This window comes from Streptomyces sp. NPDC047117 (assembly GCF_040643545.1).
Lineage (GTDB): Bacteria > Actinomycetota > Actinomycetes > Streptomycetales > Streptomycetaceae > Streptomyces.
Map to the genome: position 1 here is coordinate 246,522 of NZ_JBEYUN010000008.1, position 19,900 is coordinate 266,421.

Below are 19,900 nucleotides of genomic sequence, written 5' to 3' on the forward strand. Positions count from 1 at the left end.
GACCGGTCGGCGGAAGGGCACGCACATGAGCACACCGCACGCCCCCTCACCCGTCCCCCTCACCCCGGGTGACCGCACCGCCGATCCGCGCGACCGGGCCCGCGGCTCCCTCCTGGGCCTCGCCGTCGGCGACGCGCTCGGCGCCCCCGCCGAGAACATGAAGCCCTCGCAGATCCGCCGCAGGTGGGGCCGCATCGAAGGCTTCGTCGCCGACGACCCCGCAGGCACCGACGACACCGAATACGCCATCTTCTCCGGGCTGCTGCTGGCCGAGCACGGCGCGGCGCTCACCGTCGCGCACGTCGAGGCCGCCTGGCACCAGTGGATCGCCGACCTGGACGAAGGCCCCTTCCGCGGCGCCGGATTCAGCGAGCGCGGCACCCTGGAGAACCTCCGCAGGGGCCTCGCCGCACCGATCTCGGCCCAGCACCGGCATGCCTGGAGCGACGGACTGGCGATGCGGGCCGCACCCTTCGGCGTACACGCGGCGGGCCGGCCGGCCGAGGCCGCCCGCCTGGTGGCGGTGGACGGCACCGTCAGCCACGACGGCGAGGGCATCTACGGCGGCCAGGCCGTCGCCGCCGGGGTCGCGGCCGCAATGGTCGCCCGGACCACCGACGCGGTGATCGCCGCCGCGCTCTCCGTCGTCCCCGAGGACTCCTGGACAGCGCGCTCGCTGCGCCGCGCCGTGGCCGCCGCCCAGCGCTCCCGCCTGGCCCCCGGCATCACCCGGCTCGGCACCGAACGCGCCGTCCGCTCCGCCGTCGTCATCGGCGGCTACCCCTGGACCGACCTGGCGCCCGAGGCCGTCGGCCTGGCCTTCGGCGCGTTCGCCGCGGCGGCCGGCGACTTCCGCGGCGCGGTGCTGACCGCCGTCAACATGGGCCGGGACGCCGACACCACGGCGGCCGTCGCCGGCGCCCTGGCCGGCGCGCTCGGCGGCACGGCCGCCGTCCCCGCCGACTGGGCCCGGGTGATCGGCCCGGTACGCGGCAGCTGTCTGCCCTCCATGGCCGGCTACCACGTCCTGGACATCGCCGACCTGCTCACCCCGGACACCGCATGAGCACCACGGCGGACACCGCTGCCGCCGTCCCTCCCCCCGCCGCCGAGGCCCCGCACCAGGACGCCCCCGCCGGCGCCACCCGTATCGAGGGCCTCCTCCTCGGCCTCGCCGCCGGAGACGCCGCCGGCTGGCCCGCGAGCCGCCACCGCGCCGCCCGGATGCCCGAGTGGACCCGCCGGCTCACCCGCGAACTGGACACCTTCGCCGAACAGAACGCCACCACCACGCTCCCCGTCCCCATCGCCCTCAACCAGCCCCCCGAGCCGCTCCGCCTCGGCCCCTCCGACGACGCCGAATGGGCCGCCTTCACCGCCGGCTCCGTGCTCACGGCGGCCGGCGCCTTCCTCTCCGACCTGGGCCGGGACCGCCGGATGCGGGCCGCCCTCGACCTCGCCTGGAACGCCCTGGCCTGCGAGGTCGCGGCCGCCGCCGACCGCGCGCCGGAGGTCGAGTCGGCGGTGCTGCCGCTGCGCGCCCGGATCTCCGTACGCGCCGGGCTCGGCAACCTCGCCGCCGGGCTGCGGCCGCCCGCCACCGGCCACGACAACCCGCACTTCTTCGACGACGCGGCCTGCGTACGCGCCGCCGTACTCGCCGTCGTCCACCCCGGCGACCCCGCGTCGGCGGCCGGGCTCGCCGAGTTCGACGCCCGGTACACCCAGGACGGCGACGGCGTGCACGGCGCCCGCGCGATGGCCGCGGCGGTCGCCGCCGCGCTCGGCGGCACCGGCGTCGCGGCGTGCGTCGAGGCCGCCCTCGCCCAGCTCCCCGAGGGCACCGAGATCCGCCGCAACGCCCTGCACGCCGTGCACCTGGCCGAGGCCACCGCCGACGGCCGCCCCGGCGCCGCGTTCGCCCTCGTCCCCACCCTGGAGCACGAGATCGTCGACCACGTCTACAGCTACGGCATCGCCGCCGCCGAGACCGTGCCGGTCGCCCTCGCGCTGGCCCTCGCCGGCGGTGGCCGGACCGCCGAGGCGGTGCCCGCCGCCGCCTGCCTCTCCCGCGTCGCCGACTCCGCCCCCGCCCTCACCGGCGCCCTGACCGGCGCGCTCGGCGGCGCCGCCGCGCTGCCCGCCGCCTGGCGCGACACCTGCCGCACGCTCTCCGGCTGCGCGCTGCCCCGGCTGGCCGGCACCGACCTGGTCGAGCTGGCCGAGCTGCTCGCCGGCACCGAACTGACCACTCCGCAGACGCCCCCGGCGAAAGGACCCGACCGGCCATGACCGACACCGCGGCACCACCCACCACCACGGCGTGCCCGAGCCTCGCCGACCGCACGGCCGGCGCGCTGGCCGGGGCCGCCGTCGGCGACGCGCTCGGCGGCCCGGTCGAGGGCCGGAGCCCGGAGCAGATCCGGGAGCGGCACGGCGGACCGGTCCGCGGCATCGTCGGCCCCTGGCACGAGGACTGGCGCACCGCCCGCCCCCTCGCGCCCTACCACAAGGGCGACGGCCACGTCACCGACGACACCCTCATGACGCACGCGCTGATCAGGGTGTACGAGAAGGTCCGCGACCACCTCGACGCGTACGCGGTGGCCGACCACCTGGTCCCCGAACTGATCACCGAGCCCCGGTGGATCCCCGAGCTGGAGGCCGAAGCGCTCCCCCTGCAGCGGGTGTTCCTCGCCGAGAAGTGGCTCGTCACCCGGCTGCACTACGGGCACGCCGACCCCCGCGAGGCCGGCGTCGGCAACATCGTCAACTGCGGTGCCGCGATGTACATGGCCCCGGTGGGCCTGGTCAACGCCGGTGATCCGCGGAGCGCTTACGCCGAGGCGCTGGACGTCGCGGGCGCGCACCAGTCCTCGTACGGGCGGGAGGCGGCCGGTGTCCTCGCCGCCGCGGTGGCCGCGGCCTGCGTCCCCGGCGCCACCCCCGCCTCCGTGGTCGACGCGGCGCTCGCCCTCGCGAAGGACGGCACCCGCACGGCGATCGAAGCGGTCTGCGAAGTGGCGGTGAAGTACGACGAGTTCGAGCCCGCGCTGACGTCGTTGCGGGGCGCGGTCTCGCCGTTCGACACCGTCGGGCCCGAGTACCGCCGGCCCTCGCTGGGCGCCCGGCGGCCTTCCCGGCTGCACGCCGTCGAGGAACTGCCCGTCGCGCTCGGCCTGTTGCTCGTCGGCGGCGGCGACTACCGCGAGACGGTCCTCGGCGCCGTCAACTACGGCCGGGACTGCGACTCCATCGCCACCATGTGCGGCGCCCTGGTCGGCGCGCTCGGCCGGCCCGTGCCCGCGGAGTGGACCGCGGCCGTCACCGAGGCCAGTCGCCTGGACCTCCGGGGCCCGGCCGCCGCGCTGACCGCCGTCGCCCACGAGATCCACCACCGCGACCTGTCCCGCCGCCGCGCCCACGAGGCCGCGTTCGCCGCCCTCACGGAGAGCCGATGACGTATCCCCCGGCCCCGCTGCGGGTCACCTGGGTCCAGCCCGAGGACCTGATCGGGCACGAACTGCGCCAGGCCGCCGAGGACGGCCGGGACGCCACCGTGATCCGCCGCCGCTGGCTCACCGCCGGCGGCACCCCCGCGCCCGACCGGGCCGGGGCCTCCCCCGCGCCGGCGTCCCCCCGGCTCCGCGCCCTGGCCACCGCCCTCCTGGACGACCTGGCCACCCTGCCCTGCCCCACGGCCGCCGACGAACCCACCGACCTGGCGGCGATCCGGGCCGCGGCCCCCGGTCCCCCGCCCGGCCCCGTCGCCGCCGGCCTCCTCCCCCGCCTGGAGGCCGCCTGGCTGGGCCGCGCCGCCGGCTGCCTCCTCGGCAAACCGGTGGAGAAGCTGCCGCTGGCCGGCATCCGCGCCCTCGCCCGCTCGACCGCGAACTGGCCGCTGCACACCTGGTTCACCGAGGCCGGGCTGGACCCCGCGACCGCGGCCCAGTACCCCTGGAACCGCCGCAGCCGCGCCACCTCGCTCGCCGAGAACATCGACGGCATGCCCGAGGACGACGACCTGAACCACCCCCTGCTCGCGCTGCTCCTGCTCCGCCGCCACGGCCCCGGCTTCACCACCGCCGACCTCGCCCGGCTCTGGCTGGAGGAGCTGCCGGCGGGCCGTACGTTCACCGCCGAGCGCGTCGCGTACCGCAACCTCCTCGACGGCCTCGAACCGCCGGAGACCGCCCGCTTCCGCAACCCCTTCCGCGAGTGGATCGGCGCCCTCATCCGCGCCGACGTCCACGGCTGGACGCACCCGGGCGACCCGGCCGGGGCCGCGGCTGCTGCCTGGCGCGACGCGGTGCTGACCCACACCGCCAACGGCGTGTACGGGGCGATGTTCGCCGCCGCCGCGCTGGCCACAGCAGCGGGCGGCACCGCCGACGTGCACCAGTGCCTGACGGCCGGCCTGGCCGTCGTGCCGCCCCGCTCCCGGCTCGCGCGGGCCGTGCGCTTCGGGATCGCGGCGGCCCGGGAGGCGCCCGATGCCACGCCCGGCGGCTTCGAATCCGTCGTGGACCGGCTGCACGCGGCCTACGGCTGGCACCACTGGGTGCACGTACTGCCCAACGCCGCCCTGCTGGCCGCGGCGCTCACCCACGCCGACGGCGACTTCACCGGGTCCGTCTGCCGCGTCGTCTCCGGCGGCTGGGACACGGACTCCAACGGCGCCACGGCCGGTTCCCTCACCGGTCTGCTGGCCGGTGCGCCGGACGCCCTGCCCGCCCACTGGACGGCACCGCTCGCCAACCGGCTGACCACCTCCGTCGGCGGCCTGGACGGCATCGGCTTCGACGCGCTGGCCCGGGAGACGGCCGCCCTGGCGGTCACCGGAACCGCCGCGGCTCCGGAACCGGCGGACGCGGCCCTCGGCTGACACGGCAGCGGGCCGCGGCCCCCGAAGGGACCACGGCCCGCTGCGCCGCACCGCGTGCTGCGGCTAGGGCTTCTTCTCCCCGGCCCCGGCGGGCTTGTCCGCCGTGCCGGCCGCCGCCGGGTCCCCGGAGTCCTCCGAGTCCTCCGAGCCCACGGCCTTCGGGGCGGCCTTCTCCGGGGCGTCGTCCGCCGCGTCGGAATCCGCCGCGTCGGCGCCCTCCGTATCGGCGTCGTCCGCGTCGGCGGTCTCCTGCTCGACCGCAGCCGGCTCGACGACCGCCTCCCGGCCGGGGGACCGCTTCGCCGACAGCACCATGTAGACCACCGCGAGGACCAGCACGATCAGCGCCGTCCAGACGTTCAGCCGCAGGCCCAGGATGTGGTGGGCCTCGTCGACCCGCATGTACTCGATCCAGGCGCGGCCCGCGCAGTACGAGGCGACGTACAGCGCGAACGCCCGGCCGTGCCCCAGCTTGAAGCGCCGGTCCGCCCAGATGACCAGGATCGCGACGCCGATGCACCACAGGGACTCGTACAGGAACGTCGGGTGGTACGTGCCGCCCACACGGCCGATCGACGGGTCGGAGGTGATCTTCAGCGCCCACGGCACGTCCGTCGGCCGGCCGTACAGCTCCTGGTTGAACCAGTTGCCCCAGCGGCCCATCGCCTGCGCCAGCGCGATGCCCGGGGCCACCGCGTCCGCGTACGCCGGGAGCGGGATGCCCCGGCGGCGGCAGCCGATCCAGGCACCCACCGCGCCGAGGGCGATCGCGCCCCAGATGCCGAGGCCGCCCTCCCAGACGTAGAACGCCTTGATCGGGTCGCCGCCCGCGCCGAAGTACGGCTCGTACGTCGTGATGACGTGGTAGAGCCGCCCTCCGACCAGGCCGAACGGCACCGCCCACACGGCGATGTCGGCGACCGTCCCGCTCTGGCCACCGCGCTGCACCCAGCGCTTGTTGCCGAGCCAGACGGCGATGAAGACGCCGATGATGATGCAGAATGCGTAGCCGCGCAGCGGGATCGGGCCGAGATGCACGACTCCGGTCGACGGGCTGGGAATGAATGCGAGGTCCATGGCAGCCCCGACGCTACCGCGCCGGGCGGGCCGGGCGGCAACCCACCCGGCAACGGCTCAGTAACGACCCCCGGACGGCACTTGTCCGCCTCATTCCTTGCCTCGCTTCCTGCCCTACTTCTTCTTGTTCGCCTCCTGGACCGTCTGCTTCAGCTTCTGCGGGGTCATCTGCGCGCTCTGGTCGGCGAAGATGTTCTTGCCGTTGAGGATGACGCTCGGGGTGCCCTGGAGACCGGCCTTCTGGAACGCCTCGTTCGACTTCTGCACGAAGCCGTTGTACGTGCCGTCGTTCACGCAGGAGCGGAAGTCCTGGGTCACCAGGCCCGGCACCTTGCCGGCGAGCTTGATCAGGTAGTTCTTGTCGGCGTACCGGTCCTGCTGCTCGGCGGGCTGGTTGGTGAACAGCACGTCGTGGTACTCGCGGAACTTGCCGGCGTGCTGCGCGCACAGCGCGGCATTGGCCGCGTTCAGCGAGCCCTTGCCGCCCATGTTGCCGTCGATGAGCAGGGCGAGGTGGTAGTCCGTACGCAGCTCACCGGCGTCCTGGAGCTCATGGAGGGTCGAGCGGAAGCCCGTCTCGAACTGCTTGCAGGCGGGGCAGCGGAAGTCCTCCCACACCTGGAGCGTGGACGGTGCGCTCTTCTGTCCGACGGTCACCATCGGCTTGTCCCCGCCGGTGGCGCCCTTCGGCGCGGCGACCGGGGTGTCCTTGTCGTCGCCCGTGGAGGACGCCCAGACCGCGATGCCGGCGGCCACCGCCAGGACCGCCACCACCACCGCGGCGACCTTCGCCTGCCTGCCGCGCCGGGCGCGGGCCTTTTCCTTGTCGCGCTGTGCCTGCAGCCGCTCGCGTGCGGTGCCTTCGGCTCGGGTTTTCTGGCTCACACCGCTGAAAAACGAGGCGGAGGGACGTCACTGCGCCCCTCCGCCCCGGATTTCGCCCTATCGAGGGACCTCGGCGGTACCGGCTTTACGCCCGTACGCCCTTGGCCAGATCCCCGGCCAGCTCCCGTACGCCGGCGAGCCCGGCCTCCAGGTCGCCCTCGTGCGCCAGCAGCCGCTTCACGAACGCCGAGCCGACGATGACCCCGTCGGCGAACTGCGCGACCTCGGCGGCCTGCTCGGCGTTGGAGACGCCGAGACCCACGCAGACCGGCAGGTCGGTGGTGGCCCGGGTGCGGGTGACCAGGTCCTGGGCCTCCTGTCCGACGGACTCGCGGGTGCCGGTGACGCCCATCAGGGACGCCGCGTACACGAAGCCCGAGCCGGCCGCGGTGATCTTGGCGAGCCGCGCGTCCTTGCTGCTCGGCGCGACCACGAAGACCGTGGCCAGGCCGTGCTCCTCGGCGGCCTTCCGCCACACCTCGGACTCCTCGACCGGCAGGTCCGGCAGGATGCAGCCGGCGCCGCCCGCGGCGGCCAGGTCGGCGGCGAACCGCTCCACGCCGTACGCGTCGACCGGGTTCCAGTACGTCATGCAGAGCACGGGCGCGCCGGTGGCGGCGTGCGCCTCACCGACCGTGCGGATCACGTCGACGATCTTCACGCCGCCGCGCAGCGCGATGTCGTCGGCGGTCTGGATGACCGGGCCGTCCAGGACCGGGTCGCTGTGCGGCAGGCCGACCTCGACGACGTCGCAGCCGCCCTCGATCATCGCGGTGACGGCGCGCACGCCGCCGTCCACGGTCGGGAAGCCCGCCGGGAGGTAGCCGACCAGGGCCGCGCGGCCCTCGGCCTTCGCGCCGGCCAGTACCGAGCTGAGCAGTTCGACGTTGCCCGCCATCACTTCGTCCCCTCCTGGTGCGCGCCGAGCGCGGTGTCCGTGGCGTCGGTGTCGTCCGCCTCGACGGCGTCGTCGGCGGCCTCGTCGTACAGCCCGAAGTACCGCGCGGCCGTGTCCATGTCCTTGTCGCCGCGGCCGGAGAGGTTGACCACGATCAGGCCGTCCTTGCCCAGCTCGCGGCCGACCTCCAGGGCGCCGGCCAGCGCGTGCGCGCTCTCGATGGCCGGGATGATGCCCTCGGTCTCGGAGAGCAGCCGCAGCGCCTGCATGGCGGCGTCGTCGGTGACGGCGCGGTACTCGGCGCGGCCGACGTCCTTGAGGTAGGAGTGCTCGGGGCCGATGCCCGGGTAGTCCAGCCCCGCGGAGATCGAGTACGGCTCGGTGATCTGGCCGTCCTCGTCCTGGAGGACGTAGGAGCGGGAGCCGTGCAGGATGCCCGGCGTGCCCTCGGAGAGGGTGGCCGCGTGCTCGCCGGTCTCCACGCCGTGGCCACCCGGCTCGCAGCCGATCAGGCGCACGCTCTCGTCGGGCAGGAAGGCGTGGAAGAGGCCGATGGCGTTGGAGCCGCCGCCGACGCAGGCCACGGCCGCGTCCGGCAGCCGGCCCGCGCGCTCGATGATCTGGCGGCGCGCCTCGACGCCGATGACGCGGTGGAAGTCGCGTACGAGGGCGGGGAAGGGGTGCGGGCCCGCGACCGTACCGAAGAGGTAATGCGTCCGGTCGACGTTGGCGACCCAGTCGCGGAACGCCTCGTTGATCGCGTCCTTCAGGGTGCGGCTGCCGGACTTCACGGCGATGACCTCGGCGCCGAGCATCCGCATGCGGGCGACGTTGAGCGCCTGCCGCTTGGTGTCGACCTCGCCCATGTAGATGGTGCATTCGAGGCCGAAGAGAGCGCAGGCGGTGGCGGTGGCGACGCCGTGCTGGCCCGCGCCGGTCTCGGCGATGACGCGGGTCTTGCCCATGCGCTTGGTGAGCAGCGCCTGGCCCAGCACGTTGTTGATCTTGTGCGAGCCGGTGTGGTTCAGGTCCTCGCGCTTGAGGAAGATCCGCGCGCCGCCGGCGTGCTCGGCGAACCGCGGCACCTCGGTGAGGGCGCTGGGCCGGCCGGTGTAGTTGACCATCAGGTCGTCGAGTTCGCGGGCGAACTCGGGGTCGGCCTTGGCCTTTTCGTACTCCTCGGCGACCTCGTCGACCGCGGCGACCAGGGCCTCGGGGATGAACTTGCCGCCGAAGGCGCCGAAGTAGCCCTCGGTGCTGGGCACCTGGCCCTCGGGGTCCGGAATGAAGAAGTCAGACGACATCCGACGTACTCCTCGCCGGGGCGCGCGCAGGCACCCCGGAAGTCTCGATGTAGCGAAATACGGGCATCAAGCTACGTGCGCGCGGCGCGGTCCCGGGTGTCACACACGGCCGGAGCACCCGTACGGACAGGCGTCCGCCGGGGAGGTCCGGTCAGGCGTGGGAGCCCGCGCGCGGCGCGGGGCGGGGCCATCGACGGCCGTTGATCTGTCCGGGCTCCGCGCCGATGTGGTAGCGGACGCGTCGTCCTTGGGCGCGGCGCGCCGGGGCCCGGCAGCCGCGTGGCCTGCACCCTCGTCCCAGGGCCGCGTGCGGCAGGCGCGCGGCGCCGGCCGCGGCCGGGCGGTGGCCCGGGCGCGGCTGCTGGAATCGGGTGGCGGCGGTCATGAGAGGCGGTCTTCCCTGTCCCGTCAGTCCCGGCCGTGCCGGATGGCGGGGTGGGAGCCGGCCGCGACGAGGTCCGCGACGGCGGTCTTCGGGTCCTTGCCGGTGACCAGCGACTCGCCGACGAGCACGGCGTCCGCGCCCTCGTTGGCGTACGCGATCAGGTCGTGCGGCCCGCGGACGCCGGACTCGGCGACCTTGACGATGTGGTCGGGGATCTCCGGGGCGACCCGGCCGAAGTTGCCGCGGTCGACCTTGAGGGTCTTCAGGTCGCGGGTGTTCACGCCGATGATCTTCGCTCCGGCGGCCACCGCGCGCTCGACCTCTTCCTCGTCGTGCGCCTCGACCAGCGGGGTCAGCCCGATGGACTCGGCCCGCTCGATGAGCGAGACCAGCGCCTCCTGCTCCAGCGCGGCGACGATCAGCAGCGCCAGGTCGGCGCCGTACGCGCGGGCCTCCCACAGCTGGTAGGCGCTGACGATGAAGTCCTTGCGCAGGACCGGGATGTCGACCTTGGCCCGGACGGCCTCCAGGTCGGCGAGCGAGCCGCCGAAGCGGCGCTGCTCGGTGAGGACGGAGATGACGGCGGCGCCGCCCGCTTCGTAGTCGGCGGCGAGCCCGGCCGGGTCGGCGATGGCGGCCAGCGCGCCCTTGGACGGGCTGGAGCGCTTGACCTCGCAGATCACCCGGATGCCGTCGCCCTTCAGCGCGGCCACGCCGTCCTTGGCGGGGGCGGCCTTCTTCGCCCGCTCCTTCAGCTCGTCGAGGCTGACGCGCGCCTGTCGCTCGGCGAGGTCGGCGCGGACTCCGTCGATGATCTCGTCGAGCACACTCACGCGAGCGGCCTCCTTCTAGAGCGGTGGAGGAAATCTGTCACCCTCGGGCGCGCGGTGCGCTCCCAGCAGGCACTCCGATGGTATCCGGCCAGGGGCTCCCGCCCCGCATCCGGCTGTCCGCAGTCCCACAACATGGACAGATACCGATACATACCGGCCGCGTTCGGGCGCTCCGAAAGCGGCGGGAAAGGGGCGCTCACGGGGCTCACGGGGCGAGAACCGATCCGGCGGGGAGATTGCGTACCACCGTGAACAGCAGCACGGCACCCCCGATCAGCCACCAGTGGACGGGTCTCGGCCGCGGCCCGGCGGCCGGCAGCCCGCGCCCGGCGCGCACCAGCCAGACGGTCCAGAACAGCGCGACCGCGGCGTAGCCGAGCACTGCCAGGGCGTTGGCGCCGAGCGCGGCGCCCAGGTCGCCGTGCGCGACCGCGTGGGCGCTGCGCAGCCCGCCGCAGGCCGGGCAGTACAGGCCGGTGAGCCGCAGCAGCGGGCAGACGGGGTAGTGGCCGGCCTCGTTGGGGTCGACGGCACCGACGTACGCGAAGGCCGCCAGGACCGCCGCGAGGGCGCCCAGCGGGGCCGCGAGGCGGCGCGCGGCCCCGCGGCGGGCCGCAGAGGGCGGGCCGTCCGGGGTACGCGCCACGGGTTCCGTCACGGGACCGATTCTCCCCCGGTACGGACGAAGGCGCAGCTTCCCTGCCGCCGCACGGGCCACTCCGCGCCATGAGTGCGGGGCGTGCGGAACGGCCGGGAAGCCGCGCCTTCGTCGAGCACGGGGCCGCAGCGGGCCCGGGCCGGGGCCGGACCGGTGTCCGGCCGCCGGGCGGTCAGCTCTGCTGCGGCTGCGGGGTGCCCTTGGCGCGCTTCGGGGCGGAGCCCAGGCCCATGAGGTGCATGATGCCGCCCACTACGGCGCCGGCCAGGATGAGGACCACGCCGGCCCAGAAGCCGGGCACGTTGGCGACCACCATGAAGGCGCCCGCGACGCAGAAGCCGATGAACGAAATGATGACGCCGGTCCAGGCAGCCGGGGTGTGTCCGTGGCCGTGGCCATTGCTCGACATGAGTGCTCCTCGTTGCTTTCTCGCGCCTGGGTCGGGGCGCGGCGTTCGCTCGGAATCATTGTCCCTGATGCGCGGGGTGGGCCCGCCATCGGGTCGGTACGGACCGGTGCCGGCCACCGCCTAGGTGGTGGGGTCCTCGCCCCGGTCCAGCGACTTCCAGATCTCCTCCGGGCGGTCCAGGTCCGGCTTCGCGGGGGCGCGGCGCGGCCCGCGGGCGGCGCGGGGGCCGCCGGCCGCGCGCTCGTAGCGACCGGACATCGCGGGCCAGCGCCGGCCGTAGACCAGTGCCAGCAGCCCGGCGACCAGCAGGAGCGCGCCGCCGCCTGCGGCCACCCAGGGCCAAGCGGTGTGGGCGACGTGGTGGACGCTCGCGTTGCTCATGCCGGTGGCGGTGGCGGCCTTGGCCTTCAGCGCGGCGGTGTCGGCGTTGCCCAGGAGGGCGCCGGCGAGCGTGCCGGCGCCGCTGAGCGCCAGCAGCGCGGAGACGGCGACGCGGCCGGCGCCGCGTACGGCGAAGACCGCGACCAGGGCGGCGAGCCCGACGACGGCGAGCGCGCCGGGTACGCCGGTGATGTCCTGGCCCGACGCCTTCTGCGGCAGCTCGCCCTGGGCGACCACGGCGGTGGCGGTGGCCCAGGTGCGGCCGGAGGAGAGCAGGGCCAGGGCGGCGCCGAGCGCTCCGAGGAGGAGGGCCAGGGCGAGGGGCTTGCGCGCGGTGCCCCGGCCGCCGGTGGCGGCGGGGGCTGCGGCGTCGGCTGCCACGGCGTCGGTGCGGGGCGGGGGTACGGCACTCACCCTTCCACTATCCCGTACGCCGTCGGCCGCACGCTCGTCCGGGGTGGCGGCGGCCACCGGCCGCGGTGTCCTCACAGGCCGGACGGGCCTTCGAGGTGGTTGGCCGTGTGCACCGCGCGCAGCACCGCCGCCGCCTTGTTCCGGCACTCCTGGTCCTCGGCGTCCGGGTCGGAGTCGGCGACGATGCCGGCGCCGGCCTGGACGTACGCCGTGCCGTCGCGGAGCAGGGCGGTGCGGATGGCGATGGCGGTGTCGGAGTCGCCGGCGAAGTCCAGGTAGCCGACACAGCCCCCGTAGACGCCGCGCCGGCTGGGCTCCAGCTCCTCGATGATCTGCAGGGCGCGCGGCTTCGGGGCGCCGGACAGCGTGCCGGCGGGGAAGCAGGCGGTGAGCACGTCGAAGGCGGTGCGGCCCTCCGCGACCTTGCCGGTGACCGTGGACACGATGTGCATGACGTGGCTGTAGCGCTCGATGGACATGAAGTCGACGACCTCGACGCTGCCGGGCTCGCAGACCCGGCCCAGGTCGTTGCGGCCCAGGTCGACCAGCATCAGGTGCTCGGCGCGCTCCTTGGGGTCGGCCAGCAGCTCGTCGGCGAGGGCCTGGTCCAGCTGCGGGGTGCCGCCGCGCGGCCGGGTGCCGGCGATGGGGTGCAGCATCGCCTGCCCGTCCTCGACCTTGACCAGCGCCTCGGGGCTGGAGCCGACCACATCGAAGGGCAGGCCGTCGCCGCCCTCGAAGCGGAAGAGGTACATGTACGGGCTGGGATTGGTGGCCCGCAGCACCCGGTAGACGTCCAGCGCGGAGGCCGTGCACGGCGTCTCGAAGCGCTGCGAGGGCACGACCTGGAAGGCCTCACCGGCCCGGATGCGCTCCTTGATGTCCTCGACGGCGTCCTTGAACGCCTCCGCGCCCCACAGGGCGGTGTACTCGGGCAGCTCGGAGGCCGGGAGCGCGGCGGCGTTCGAGGGGGCGGGCCGGCTCAGGTCGTACGCCATGGTGTCGAGGCGGGCCACGGCGTCCGCGTACGCCTCGTCGACGCCGGTGTCCAGGTCGTTGTGGTTGATCGCATTGGCGATCAGCAGGACCGTGCCGTTCCAGTGGTCCAGCACGGCCAGGTCCGAGGTGAGCAGCATGGTCAGCTCGGGCAGCCGCAGGTCGTCGGAGGTGGCGTCGCCGATCTTCTCCAGGCGGCGCACGATGTCGTACCCGAGGTAGCCGACCATGCCGCCGGTGAAGGGCGGCAGGCCCTGGCCCTCGATGAGGTCGCGCGGGGTGTGCAGGGTCTCGACGGTCTCGCGGAGCGCGGCGAGCGGGTCGCCCTCGGTGGGCACGCCGACCGGCGGGGTGCCGAGCCAGTGCGCCTGCCCGTCGCGGGCGGTGAGGGTGGCGGCGCTGCGGACGCCGATGAAGGAGTAGCGGGACCAGCTGCGGCCGTTCTCCGCGGATTCCAGGAGGAAGGTGCCGGGGCGCTCCGCCGCGAGTTTGCGGTACAGGCCCACCGGGGTGTCGCCGTCCGCGAGGAGCCGCCGGGTGACCGGGATGACCCGGCGGTCCTTCGCGAGGGTGCGGAAGTTTTCGAGGTCCGGAGTGGCGGTGCCGGTGGTTCCCGTGGTCATGCCAGCGGATCCTAGTAGCGATCAGCGGCGGGGGCCGGGCGTGTCCGCGTACTGATCGGCGCCGCGGACACCCGGCGGGTCACTCCCCGGCGAGCAGGACGTCCTCGTCGAAGCAGGTGCGCGCGCCGGTGTGGCAGGCCGCGCCGACCTGGTCGACCTTGACCAGGACGGTGTCCGCGTCGCAGTCCAGCGCGACGGACTTCACGTGCTGGACGTGGCCGGAGGTGTCGCCCTTGACCCAGTACTCGCCGCGGCTGCGGCTCCAGTAGGTGCAGCGGCCGGTGGTCAGCGTGCGGTGCAGCGCCTCGTCGTCCATCCAGCCGAGCATCAGCACCTCGCCGGTGTCGTACTGCTGGGCGATGGCGGGGACCAGCCCGTCGGCGCTGCGCTTGAGCCGGGCGGCGATGGCCGGGTCCAGCGAGGTGCCGGCGGCGACTGCCTCTGCGGCCGGGGCCGAGGACTCGGGGGACGGGGTGGCGGGACTGCTGCTCATGCCCTCCATTGTGCCGTGCGGCATCATGCGGGCATGAACGACCGGTATCCGCCCCCGGACGACGACCGGGCGGCCAAGGTGGCGACGATCGTGCTGTGCGCGGTCTTCGTGGCGGCCGTGGTGGTGATGGCGGTGATCCTCGTCCTGGGGTGACGCGGGGTGCGGAAGGGACCGCGCGGCGTCGTGGCACGGGCGGCGGGCCGGGCCGTAGGGTGAGGCCATGTCGACCCATGCCAAGCGTGAACGACTTCTTCTCGCCGACCTGTTGGAGAGCGCGGGGCCCGAGTCCCCGACGCTGTGCGAGGGCTGGACCGCGCGTGACCTGGCCGCCCATGTGGTGGTGCGCGAGCGGCGCGCGGACGCGGCCGGCGGCCTGGTGCTCAAGCCGCTGGCGTCCCGGATGGAGCGGGTGCGGAGCGAGTACGCCGCCAAGCCGTACGAAGAGCTGATCCGGCTGATCAGGACCGGGCCGCCGCGTGTCTCGCCGTTCGGTCTGAAGCAGATCGACGAGGTGTCGAACACGGTGGAGTTCTTCGTGCACGCCGAGGACGTGCGGCGGGCCCAGCCGGACTGGACGCCGCGCGAGCTGAGCTCCGGCTTCGCCGACGCCCTGTGGTCCCGGATCGAGCGGATGGCCCGGGTGCTGGGGCGGAAGGCCCCGGTGGGCCTGGTGCTGCGCCGCCCGGACGGCCGGACCGCGGTGGCGCACCGCGGCACGCCGGTGGTGACCGTCACCGGCGAGCCGGGCGAGCTGACGCTGTTCCTCTTCGGGCGGCAGAGCGCCGCCAAGGTGGAGCTGGACGGCGACAAGGAGGCGGTGGTCCGGGCGCAGGAGACCAAGCTGGGGCTGTAGTCCCGGACCGGGGCTGTGGTCCCGGGCGGCGAGCACCCCCGGGCGGGGGCGCTCAGGCCGGGCGGCGGGCGTCCGGCCCGCCCGTCCCGGCCTCGGTGCCGTACAGGTCCGCCTCCTCCAGCGCGCGGAGCCGCCGGTAGTCGGCCTCGATCTGCCGCGGGTCGTCGTGGAGCAGGTAGCAGACGCCGGGCGAGGTGGCCGCGTCGACGGTGGGGACCAGGTGGTCGCCGACCGCGACGGCGAGATGGTGGCCCGCGTACGAGGGCAGCGCGCGGATCTCCGCGAAGCGGTCCAGGGAGACCAGCCGGCCGGCGCGCGGGGCGATCAGCGAGACATACCGCAAGGGCGTGCGCGGCTGCGCCCTGCGGTCCGTGAGTGCCATGAAGGCGGCCGGATCGGCGCAGGCCAGGGCGGTCAGCGCCACGTGGTCGGTGCCGAAGCAGCGGCTGACCACGTCGGGCAGGATGCTGCCGGCGAGCCGGGCGCCGGTCTCGATCAGTACCGGGCCTTCGCCGGTGAGCATGATCTCGGAGTGCGCGGGCCCGTTGCGCACGCCGAGGGCGTCCAGGACGCCGAGGACGTACGGGCGGAGCACGGCGGTGGCCGGGTCGCGCGCGGGCACCGGCTCCTCGTAGTCGTAGACCGGGGCGCCGCCGCGGCCGGGGCGCTTGTGGTAGCGCCAGATCTCGGCGATGTGGTGGCGGCCGGCCACGCTGACGGTGTTGGCGAAGTACTCGGTGCCGGTCAGGTGTTCCTGGACGACGACCGTGCGGTTGCGGGCGCCCGCGAAGTTCACCGAGCGCAGGATGTGATCGAAGGCGGTGCACAGCTGCACGGGACCGGCGCAGAAGAAGACGTTGTCGGTGCCGGCGCTGTCGGCGGGCTTGACCACCACGGGCCAGCGGCCGCGGGCGCGGGTCCAGGCGAGGGCCGCGTCGAAGCGGTGGGTGCGCAGCGTGTCGGGCGCGCGCAGCCCGTGGGTCCGTACGGCCGCGGCCATCTCGTACTTGTCGCGGCGCACGCGGCGGCCGTCGACGACGTTGCCGGGCAGGCCGAGCTGCGCGGAGAGGGCGTCGGCGAGGTCCACGCCGGTCTCGTTGCCGGGGAGGACGCGCGCTGCCGCGTACGGGCGTACCGCGGTGACCAGGGCGTCCAGGTCGCCCCGGTAGGTGAGCCGGCCGGCGCACGGGCCGGGCGGGCGGGGCGCGCCGACGAGGCGGTCGCCGATGCCGGGGGCGCTGTCGATGGGGACCGTCCCGATGCCGTGCGCGGCCAGCGCGGCGGGCAGGAAACGGCCGGTGGAGTAGGCGTCAACCACCAGGCAGTGCATGAGTCTTGGTACCTTTCCGGGCCGCCGCGGCCGGGGGCGCGCCCCGGCGGGCGAGCAGCCCGCATCCGATGAGGACGGTGATCAGGGCGATGCCGAGCGCCGACGGCACCGAGAACGCCAGCCGGGAGTCGGCCAGTTGGAGCAGCAGGGTCAGCGCGGGCGCGAGGGCGCAGATCATGGAGGCGGTCACCGGGGTGGTCCGGCGGACGCCGATCTGCACGAGGACGGCCGGCACGCCGACGCCGATGACGGCGACCACCGCGCCGGGGAGCAGCGCCGCACCGAGCCGGCCGGCGTCCCCGGTGGTGGCGAGCAGCCAGCCGGCCGCGGCGACGAGGCCGAAGCGCAGCCCCATGACGGTCGGTACGTCGACGCCGGCCGCGCCCAGCCGGGCGGAGAAGACGACGTTGGCGGCCCCGCCGGCGCCGGAGGCGACCGCGGCGCACACGCCGAGTGCCATGGTCGCGGCGGCCCGGTCGCCGACGCCGCTGCGGCCGTCCAGCGAGGCCCAGACCAGGCCGGCGAGGGCGAGGACGATGCCGAGCGCGGAGAGCAGTTCGCCGGGCAGTACCCGGTCCTCGCGCCACCACAGGTACTGGAGCAGCACGGTGCAGGCCGGGCCGATGGCGATCGAGACGACGTTGGCGACGGCCGGTTCCATGAGCTTGAGCGCGTACAGCAGGGACAGCCAGGTGACCGCGGTGGTGAGGTTCAGGACGAGCAGGTCGGCGGCGTGCGCCCGGACGACGGCGAGCAGCCGTGCCGGGCGCGTCCGCAGCAGCGTCAGGCCGCAGAAGAAGGCTCCGGTGAGGGTGAAGGCGACCGCGGCGACGCTGCCGGGGTCGAGGTGCTGGAGCCGGTGTGCGGCGAACACGTCCACCAGGGCGGAGAACAGGGCGAAGACGAACAGCGCGGGCACGGCGTGCCTAGCGGGTGCCCGGCGGGCCGCCGGCGCGCCGCGGCCGGGGCCCGAAGAGCGCCCGGCCCACCCTGATCACGGTCGCCCCCTCCGCCACCGCCGCCTCGAAGTCGTCGCTCATGCCCATGCTCAGCCCGGCCAGGCCGTGCGCGGCGGCGAGCGAGCGGAGCAGCCGGAAGTGCGGGCGCGGGTCGCGGCCGGCCGGCGGCAGGCACATCAGGCCGACGACGGGCAGCCCGTGCACGTCCCGGCACTCCTTGAGGAAGGCGTCGGCGCAGTCCAGGGGGACGCCGCTCTTCTGCGGTTCGTCGCCGGTGTTGACCTGGACGAAGCAGTCGGGCCTGCGGCCGGTGCGGGCCATGGCGGCGGCGAGCGCGGCGGCCAGCGGGGGGCGGTCCACGCTGTGCAGCGTGTCGAAGCCGGTGACGGCCGCCGTCGCCTTGTTGGTCTGGAGCGGACCGACGAGGTGCAGCCGGACGCCCGGGTGGCGGGCGCGCAGCTGCGGCCACTTGGCGCGGGCCTCCTGGACCCGGCTCTCCGCGAAGTCGCGCTGGCCCGCGTCGAGCGCGGCGGCGACGGCGTCGCGTGAGCGGTACTTGCTGACCGCGACGAGCGTCACGGAGCCGAGCGGGCGGCCGGCGCGCCGGCACGCCTCGTCCAGGCGGCGGGTGAGGGCGGCCAGGCGCGCCGCGGGATCAGGGACGGGCCCCGGCTCCGGGCGATGGCTGTCCGGCGGCCTGTCGCGGGGTGCGGTGCGGTCGGTCCTGGTCCGGTCGGTGACGGTGTATTCGGTGGTGCGTTCCTCGTTCATGGCGGTCAGTCCGCCCTTTCGGTCTCGTACGGCGCGTCGTCGGTGGCGTACTGCGCGTACCGGCCGTCCCAGACGCTGAAGTACTTCCAGGCGGAGTCGAACAGCACGGTGAGCACGACGGCTTCCGGCGGCAGCCGGCGCGCCAGGCGTTGTGCGGCGAAGACGTTGCCGCCGGCGGTGGGCCCGACGTACAGCCCCTCCTTCTCGATCAGCCGCTTCATGGCCGTCCAGCCGTCGTCGCCGCTGATCAGTTCGACGTCGTCGACCAGTTCCTCGCGCAGGTTGGCCGGTACCTTGCCGGGCCCGAGGCCCATCAGGTTGTGGGTGCGGTGCGCGAAGGGCAGGCCGTGCCGCTTGGCGTACAGGGCGGCCGAGCGGTCGACCTCGACGGCGGTGGTGCGCAGGCGGGGGTACGCGGCCTTGAGGACGTCGGCGATGCCGGTGAAGGTGCCGCCGGTGCCGACGGAGCAGAGGAAGTGGTCGGGGACCAGGCCCAGCGCGTCCAGCGCGGTGACGATCTCCGTGCCGCAGGAGCGCCAGGCACGCCAGTTCAGCTCGTTCGTGGACTGGTCCAGGAAGTGGCTGCCGGGGTGTTCGGCGACGTACCGGCGGGCGGTCTCCTCGCCTTCCAGCAGGAAGCCTTCCGGGGAGGTCTCGACGACCGTGCCGTCGAAGGCGGCGATCTGCTTCCGGCGTTCCTCGGTCATGCCGGCGGGCATGACGATGACGACGCGGTAGCCGCGGTCCCGGCCGACCCGGGAGAGCGCCGCGCCGCCGTTTCCGGTGGAGCATTCGACCAGGGTCATTCCGGGGGCGATCGTGCCGGCCCGTTCCAGTTCGTCGAGCATGAAGGTGAAGACCCGGTCCTTGTGACTGCCGGTGGGATTTCGGAACTCGCACTTGGCGAATATCCGAGCGGCGCCCTTCTCGGCAGTTTCCCGTAGTTCGTACAATTCCGTGTGACCGATACCGGCACCATGCGCCGATGTGTTCATGTGCGGCTCCCCCGAACCGTGCTGGACAGCATGGAGAAATACGTGAAGAGGAAATGCCCGGACCGCGTCGGGCCGACGGCCGCGACGCGTGGGGCCGGCACGTGCGCCGGCTCTCGGGGCAGGACGACAGCGGGTGTCAGGGCAGGACGACGGCGCGCCCGGTCCGCTCGTCGACGGTGATCCGGATGACGGACTTGACCGTGATGCCGAAGCGCTCGGCGACCTTCCGGCAGCCGCCGTTGGCCGCCTTCTCCACCGCCACCACGACCTCGCCGACCCGGGCGCCGGCCGCCTGCACCGCCTCGATCAGGGCGACCATGGTGCCGCCGGTGCTGATCGTGTCGTCGACGAGGGTCAGCCGGTCGCCCGGCTCGACGCCGTTGACGTAGAGCGTGCCCTGGAAGTACTCGCTGTCGACGGGCACGGCGACGGACCGGCCGCCGAGGTCGTAGGTGTACCAGCGGGCGACCGCGAGCGGCAGGCCGGCGGCGAGCGAGAGCGCTCCGCCGAGAATGGCGCCCTTGTCCTCCTCGACAAGAATCTTGTCGGCGTCGAAGTTCCCCAGCGCGAGCATACGGCCGGTGGCTTCGGCAAGGACTTCCGGGCGCAGCGCGGGCGTCTGGTCCGTGAATTCGTTCACGGTGGTCAGATGGCGTCCCGACTTTACGGTGGGCGCGCCCGCGTAGACCTCTTCGAGCAGCATGGTGATGTTTCCCCCGTCCAATCCCCCGATTGCCTTCCGCGTAGCGCC

The 19,900-nt window shown here is 74.5% G+C and carries 20 protein-coding genes; 5 read left to right on the top strand and 15 right to left on the bottom strand.

The features are described from left to right. The first annotated feature begins 25 nt into the window (after window positions 1–25). The 4 genes from ABZ840_RS17845 to ABZ840_RS17860 are packed head-to-tail and all read left to right on the top strand — an operon-like array spanning window position 26 to window position 4,885. Window positions 26–1,066 carry an ADP-ribosylglycohydrolase family protein gene (locus ABZ840_RS17845; protein ID WP_361560524.1) on the top strand — a complete coding sequence of 347 codons (1,041 nt, stop codon included), beginning with the start codon at window positions 26–28 and terminating at the stop codon, window positions 1,064–1,066. Then, window positions 1,063–2,292, top strand: a complete 1,230-nt coding sequence (locus tag ABZ840_RS17850) for an ADP-ribosylglycohydrolase family protein (protein ID WP_361560527.1) — start codon at window positions 1,063–1,065, stop codon at window positions 2,290–2,292. The genes ABZ840_RS17845 and ABZ840_RS17850 overlap by 4 nt, the downstream gene beginning before the upstream one ends. Then, on the top strand, window positions 2,289–3,461 hold the full coding sequence (locus ABZ840_RS17855; protein WP_361560530.1) for an ADP-ribosylglycohydrolase family protein: 1,173 nt from the start codon (window positions 2,289–2,291) through the stop codon (window positions 3,459–3,461). Before ABZ840_RS17850 ends, ABZ840_RS17855 begins: the two co-directional genes overlap by 4 nt. Then, a complete protein-coding gene (locus ABZ840_RS17860) occupies window positions 3,458–4,885 on the top strand; it encodes an ADP-ribosylglycohydrolase family protein (RefSeq protein WP_361560533.1) in 1,428 nt (475 codons plus the stop codon). The genes ABZ840_RS17855 and ABZ840_RS17860 overlap by 4 nt, the downstream gene beginning before the upstream one ends. A 63-nt stretch (window positions 4,886–4,948) precedes the next feature. On the opposite strand, the gene lgt is transcribed toward ABZ840_RS17860, so the two are convergent. The 10 genes from lgt to hisI form a co-directional block, all read right to left on the bottom strand. Beyond that, window positions 4,949–5,962 carry a prolipoprotein diacylglyceryl transferase gene (gene lgt / locus ABZ840_RS17865; RefSeq protein ID WP_361560536.1) on the bottom strand — a complete coding sequence of 338 codons (1,014 nt, stop codon included), beginning with the start codon at window positions 5,960–5,962 and terminating at the stop codon, window positions 4,949–4,951. 114 nt (window positions 5,963–6,076) lie between these two features. After that, window positions 6,077–6,847 (bottom strand): thioredoxin domain-containing protein, encoded by a 771-nt coding sequence (locus ABZ840_RS17870; RefSeq protein ID WP_361560538.1) that lies wholly within the window; start codon window positions 6,845–6,847, stop codon window positions 6,077–6,079. Between the two features lie 85 nt (window positions 6,848–6,932). Beyond that, window positions 6,933–7,745, bottom strand: coding sequence for a tryptophan synthase subunit alpha (trpA, locus tag ABZ840_RS17875; RefSeq protein WP_361560541.1), 813 nt, complete (start codon window positions 7,743–7,745; stop codon window positions 6,933–6,935). Continuing rightward, complete coding sequence (gene trpB / locus ABZ840_RS17880; RefSeq protein ID WP_361560544.1) at window positions 7,745–9,049, bottom strand: tryptophan synthase subunit beta; 1,305 nt, start codon at window positions 9,047–9,049, stop codon at window positions 7,745–7,747. Before trpB ends, trpA begins: the two co-directional genes overlap by 1 nt. A gap of 408 nt (window positions 9,050–9,457) precedes the next feature. Further along, entirely contained in the window at window positions 9,458–10,267 is an 810-nt protein-coding gene (trpC, locus tag ABZ840_RS17885; RefSeq protein WP_361560547.1) for an indole-3-glycerol phosphate synthase TrpC, read from the bottom strand. Window positions 10,268–10,472: 205 nt separating this feature from the next. Further along, on the bottom strand, window positions 10,473–10,913 hold the full coding sequence (locus tag ABZ840_RS17890) for a DUF2752 domain-containing protein (protein WP_361560907.1): 441 nt from the start codon (window positions 10,911–10,913) through the stop codon (window positions 10,473–10,475). 184 nt (window positions 10,914–11,097) lie between these two features. Further along, window positions 11,098–11,334, bottom strand: a complete 237-nt coding sequence (locus ABZ840_RS17895; protein WP_361560550.1) for an HGxxPAAW family protein — start codon at window positions 11,332–11,334, stop codon at window positions 11,098–11,100. 120 nt (window positions 11,335–11,454) lie between these two features. Beyond that, window positions 11,455–12,129: a TIGR02234 family membrane protein gene (locus ABZ840_RS17900; protein WP_361560553.1), complete on the bottom strand. Its 675-nt coding sequence runs from the start codon at window positions 12,127–12,129 to the stop codon at window positions 11,455–11,457. A 71-nt stretch (window positions 12,130–12,200) separates the two neighbouring features. After that, window positions 12,201–13,748 (bottom strand): anthranilate synthase component I, encoded by a 1,548-nt coding sequence (locus ABZ840_RS17905; RefSeq protein WP_361560556.1) that lies wholly within the window; start codon window positions 13,746–13,748, stop codon window positions 12,201–12,203. Window positions 13,749–13,827: 79 nt separating this feature from the next. Continuing rightward, window positions 13,828–14,241, bottom strand: coding sequence for a phosphoribosyl-AMP cyclohydrolase (hisI, locus tag ABZ840_RS17910; RefSeq protein WP_361560559.1), 414 nt, complete (start codon window positions 14,239–14,241; stop codon window positions 13,828–13,830). Window positions 14,242–14,461: 220 nt separating this feature from the next. Between hisI and ABZ840_RS17915 the strand changes: the two genes are divergently transcribed. After that, window positions 14,462–15,094 carry a TIGR03085 family metal-binding protein gene (locus tag ABZ840_RS17915; protein ID WP_361560562.1) on the top strand — a complete coding sequence of 211 codons (633 nt, stop codon included), beginning with the start codon at window positions 14,462–14,464 and terminating at the stop codon, window positions 15,092–15,094. Window positions 15,095–15,146: 52 nt separating this feature from the next. On the opposite strand, the gene ABZ840_RS17920 is transcribed toward ABZ840_RS17915, so the two are convergent. The 5 genes from ABZ840_RS17920 to ABZ840_RS17940 form a co-directional block, all read right to left on the bottom strand. After that, entirely contained in the window at window positions 15,147–16,424 is a 1,278-nt protein-coding gene (locus tag ABZ840_RS17920) for an ATP-grasp domain-containing protein (protein ID WP_361560565.1), read from the bottom strand. Then, window positions 16,405–17,343: a DMT family transporter gene (locus ABZ840_RS17925; protein WP_361560568.1), complete on the bottom strand. Its 939-nt coding sequence runs from the start codon at window positions 17,341–17,343 to the stop codon at window positions 16,405–16,407. The genes ABZ840_RS17920 and ABZ840_RS17925 overlap by 20 nt, the downstream gene beginning before the upstream one ends. Before the next feature lie 7 nt (window positions 17,344–17,350). After that, complete coding sequence (locus tag ABZ840_RS17930) at window positions 17,351–18,154, bottom strand: YggS family pyridoxal phosphate-dependent enzyme (protein WP_361560571.1); 804 nt, start codon at window positions 18,152–18,154, stop codon at window positions 17,351–17,353. Between the two features lie 5 nt (window positions 18,155–18,159). Next, window positions 18,160–19,149, bottom strand: coding sequence for a cysteine synthase family protein (locus ABZ840_RS17935; protein ID WP_361560574.1), 990 nt, complete (start codon window positions 19,147–19,149; stop codon window positions 18,160–18,162). A 136-nt stretch (window positions 19,150–19,285) separates the two neighbouring features. After that, entirely contained in the window at window positions 19,286–19,852 is a 567-nt protein-coding gene (locus ABZ840_RS17940; RefSeq protein WP_361560577.1) for a phosphoribosyltransferase family protein, read from the bottom strand. Between the last annotated feature and the right edge of the window lie 48 nt (window positions 19,853–19,900).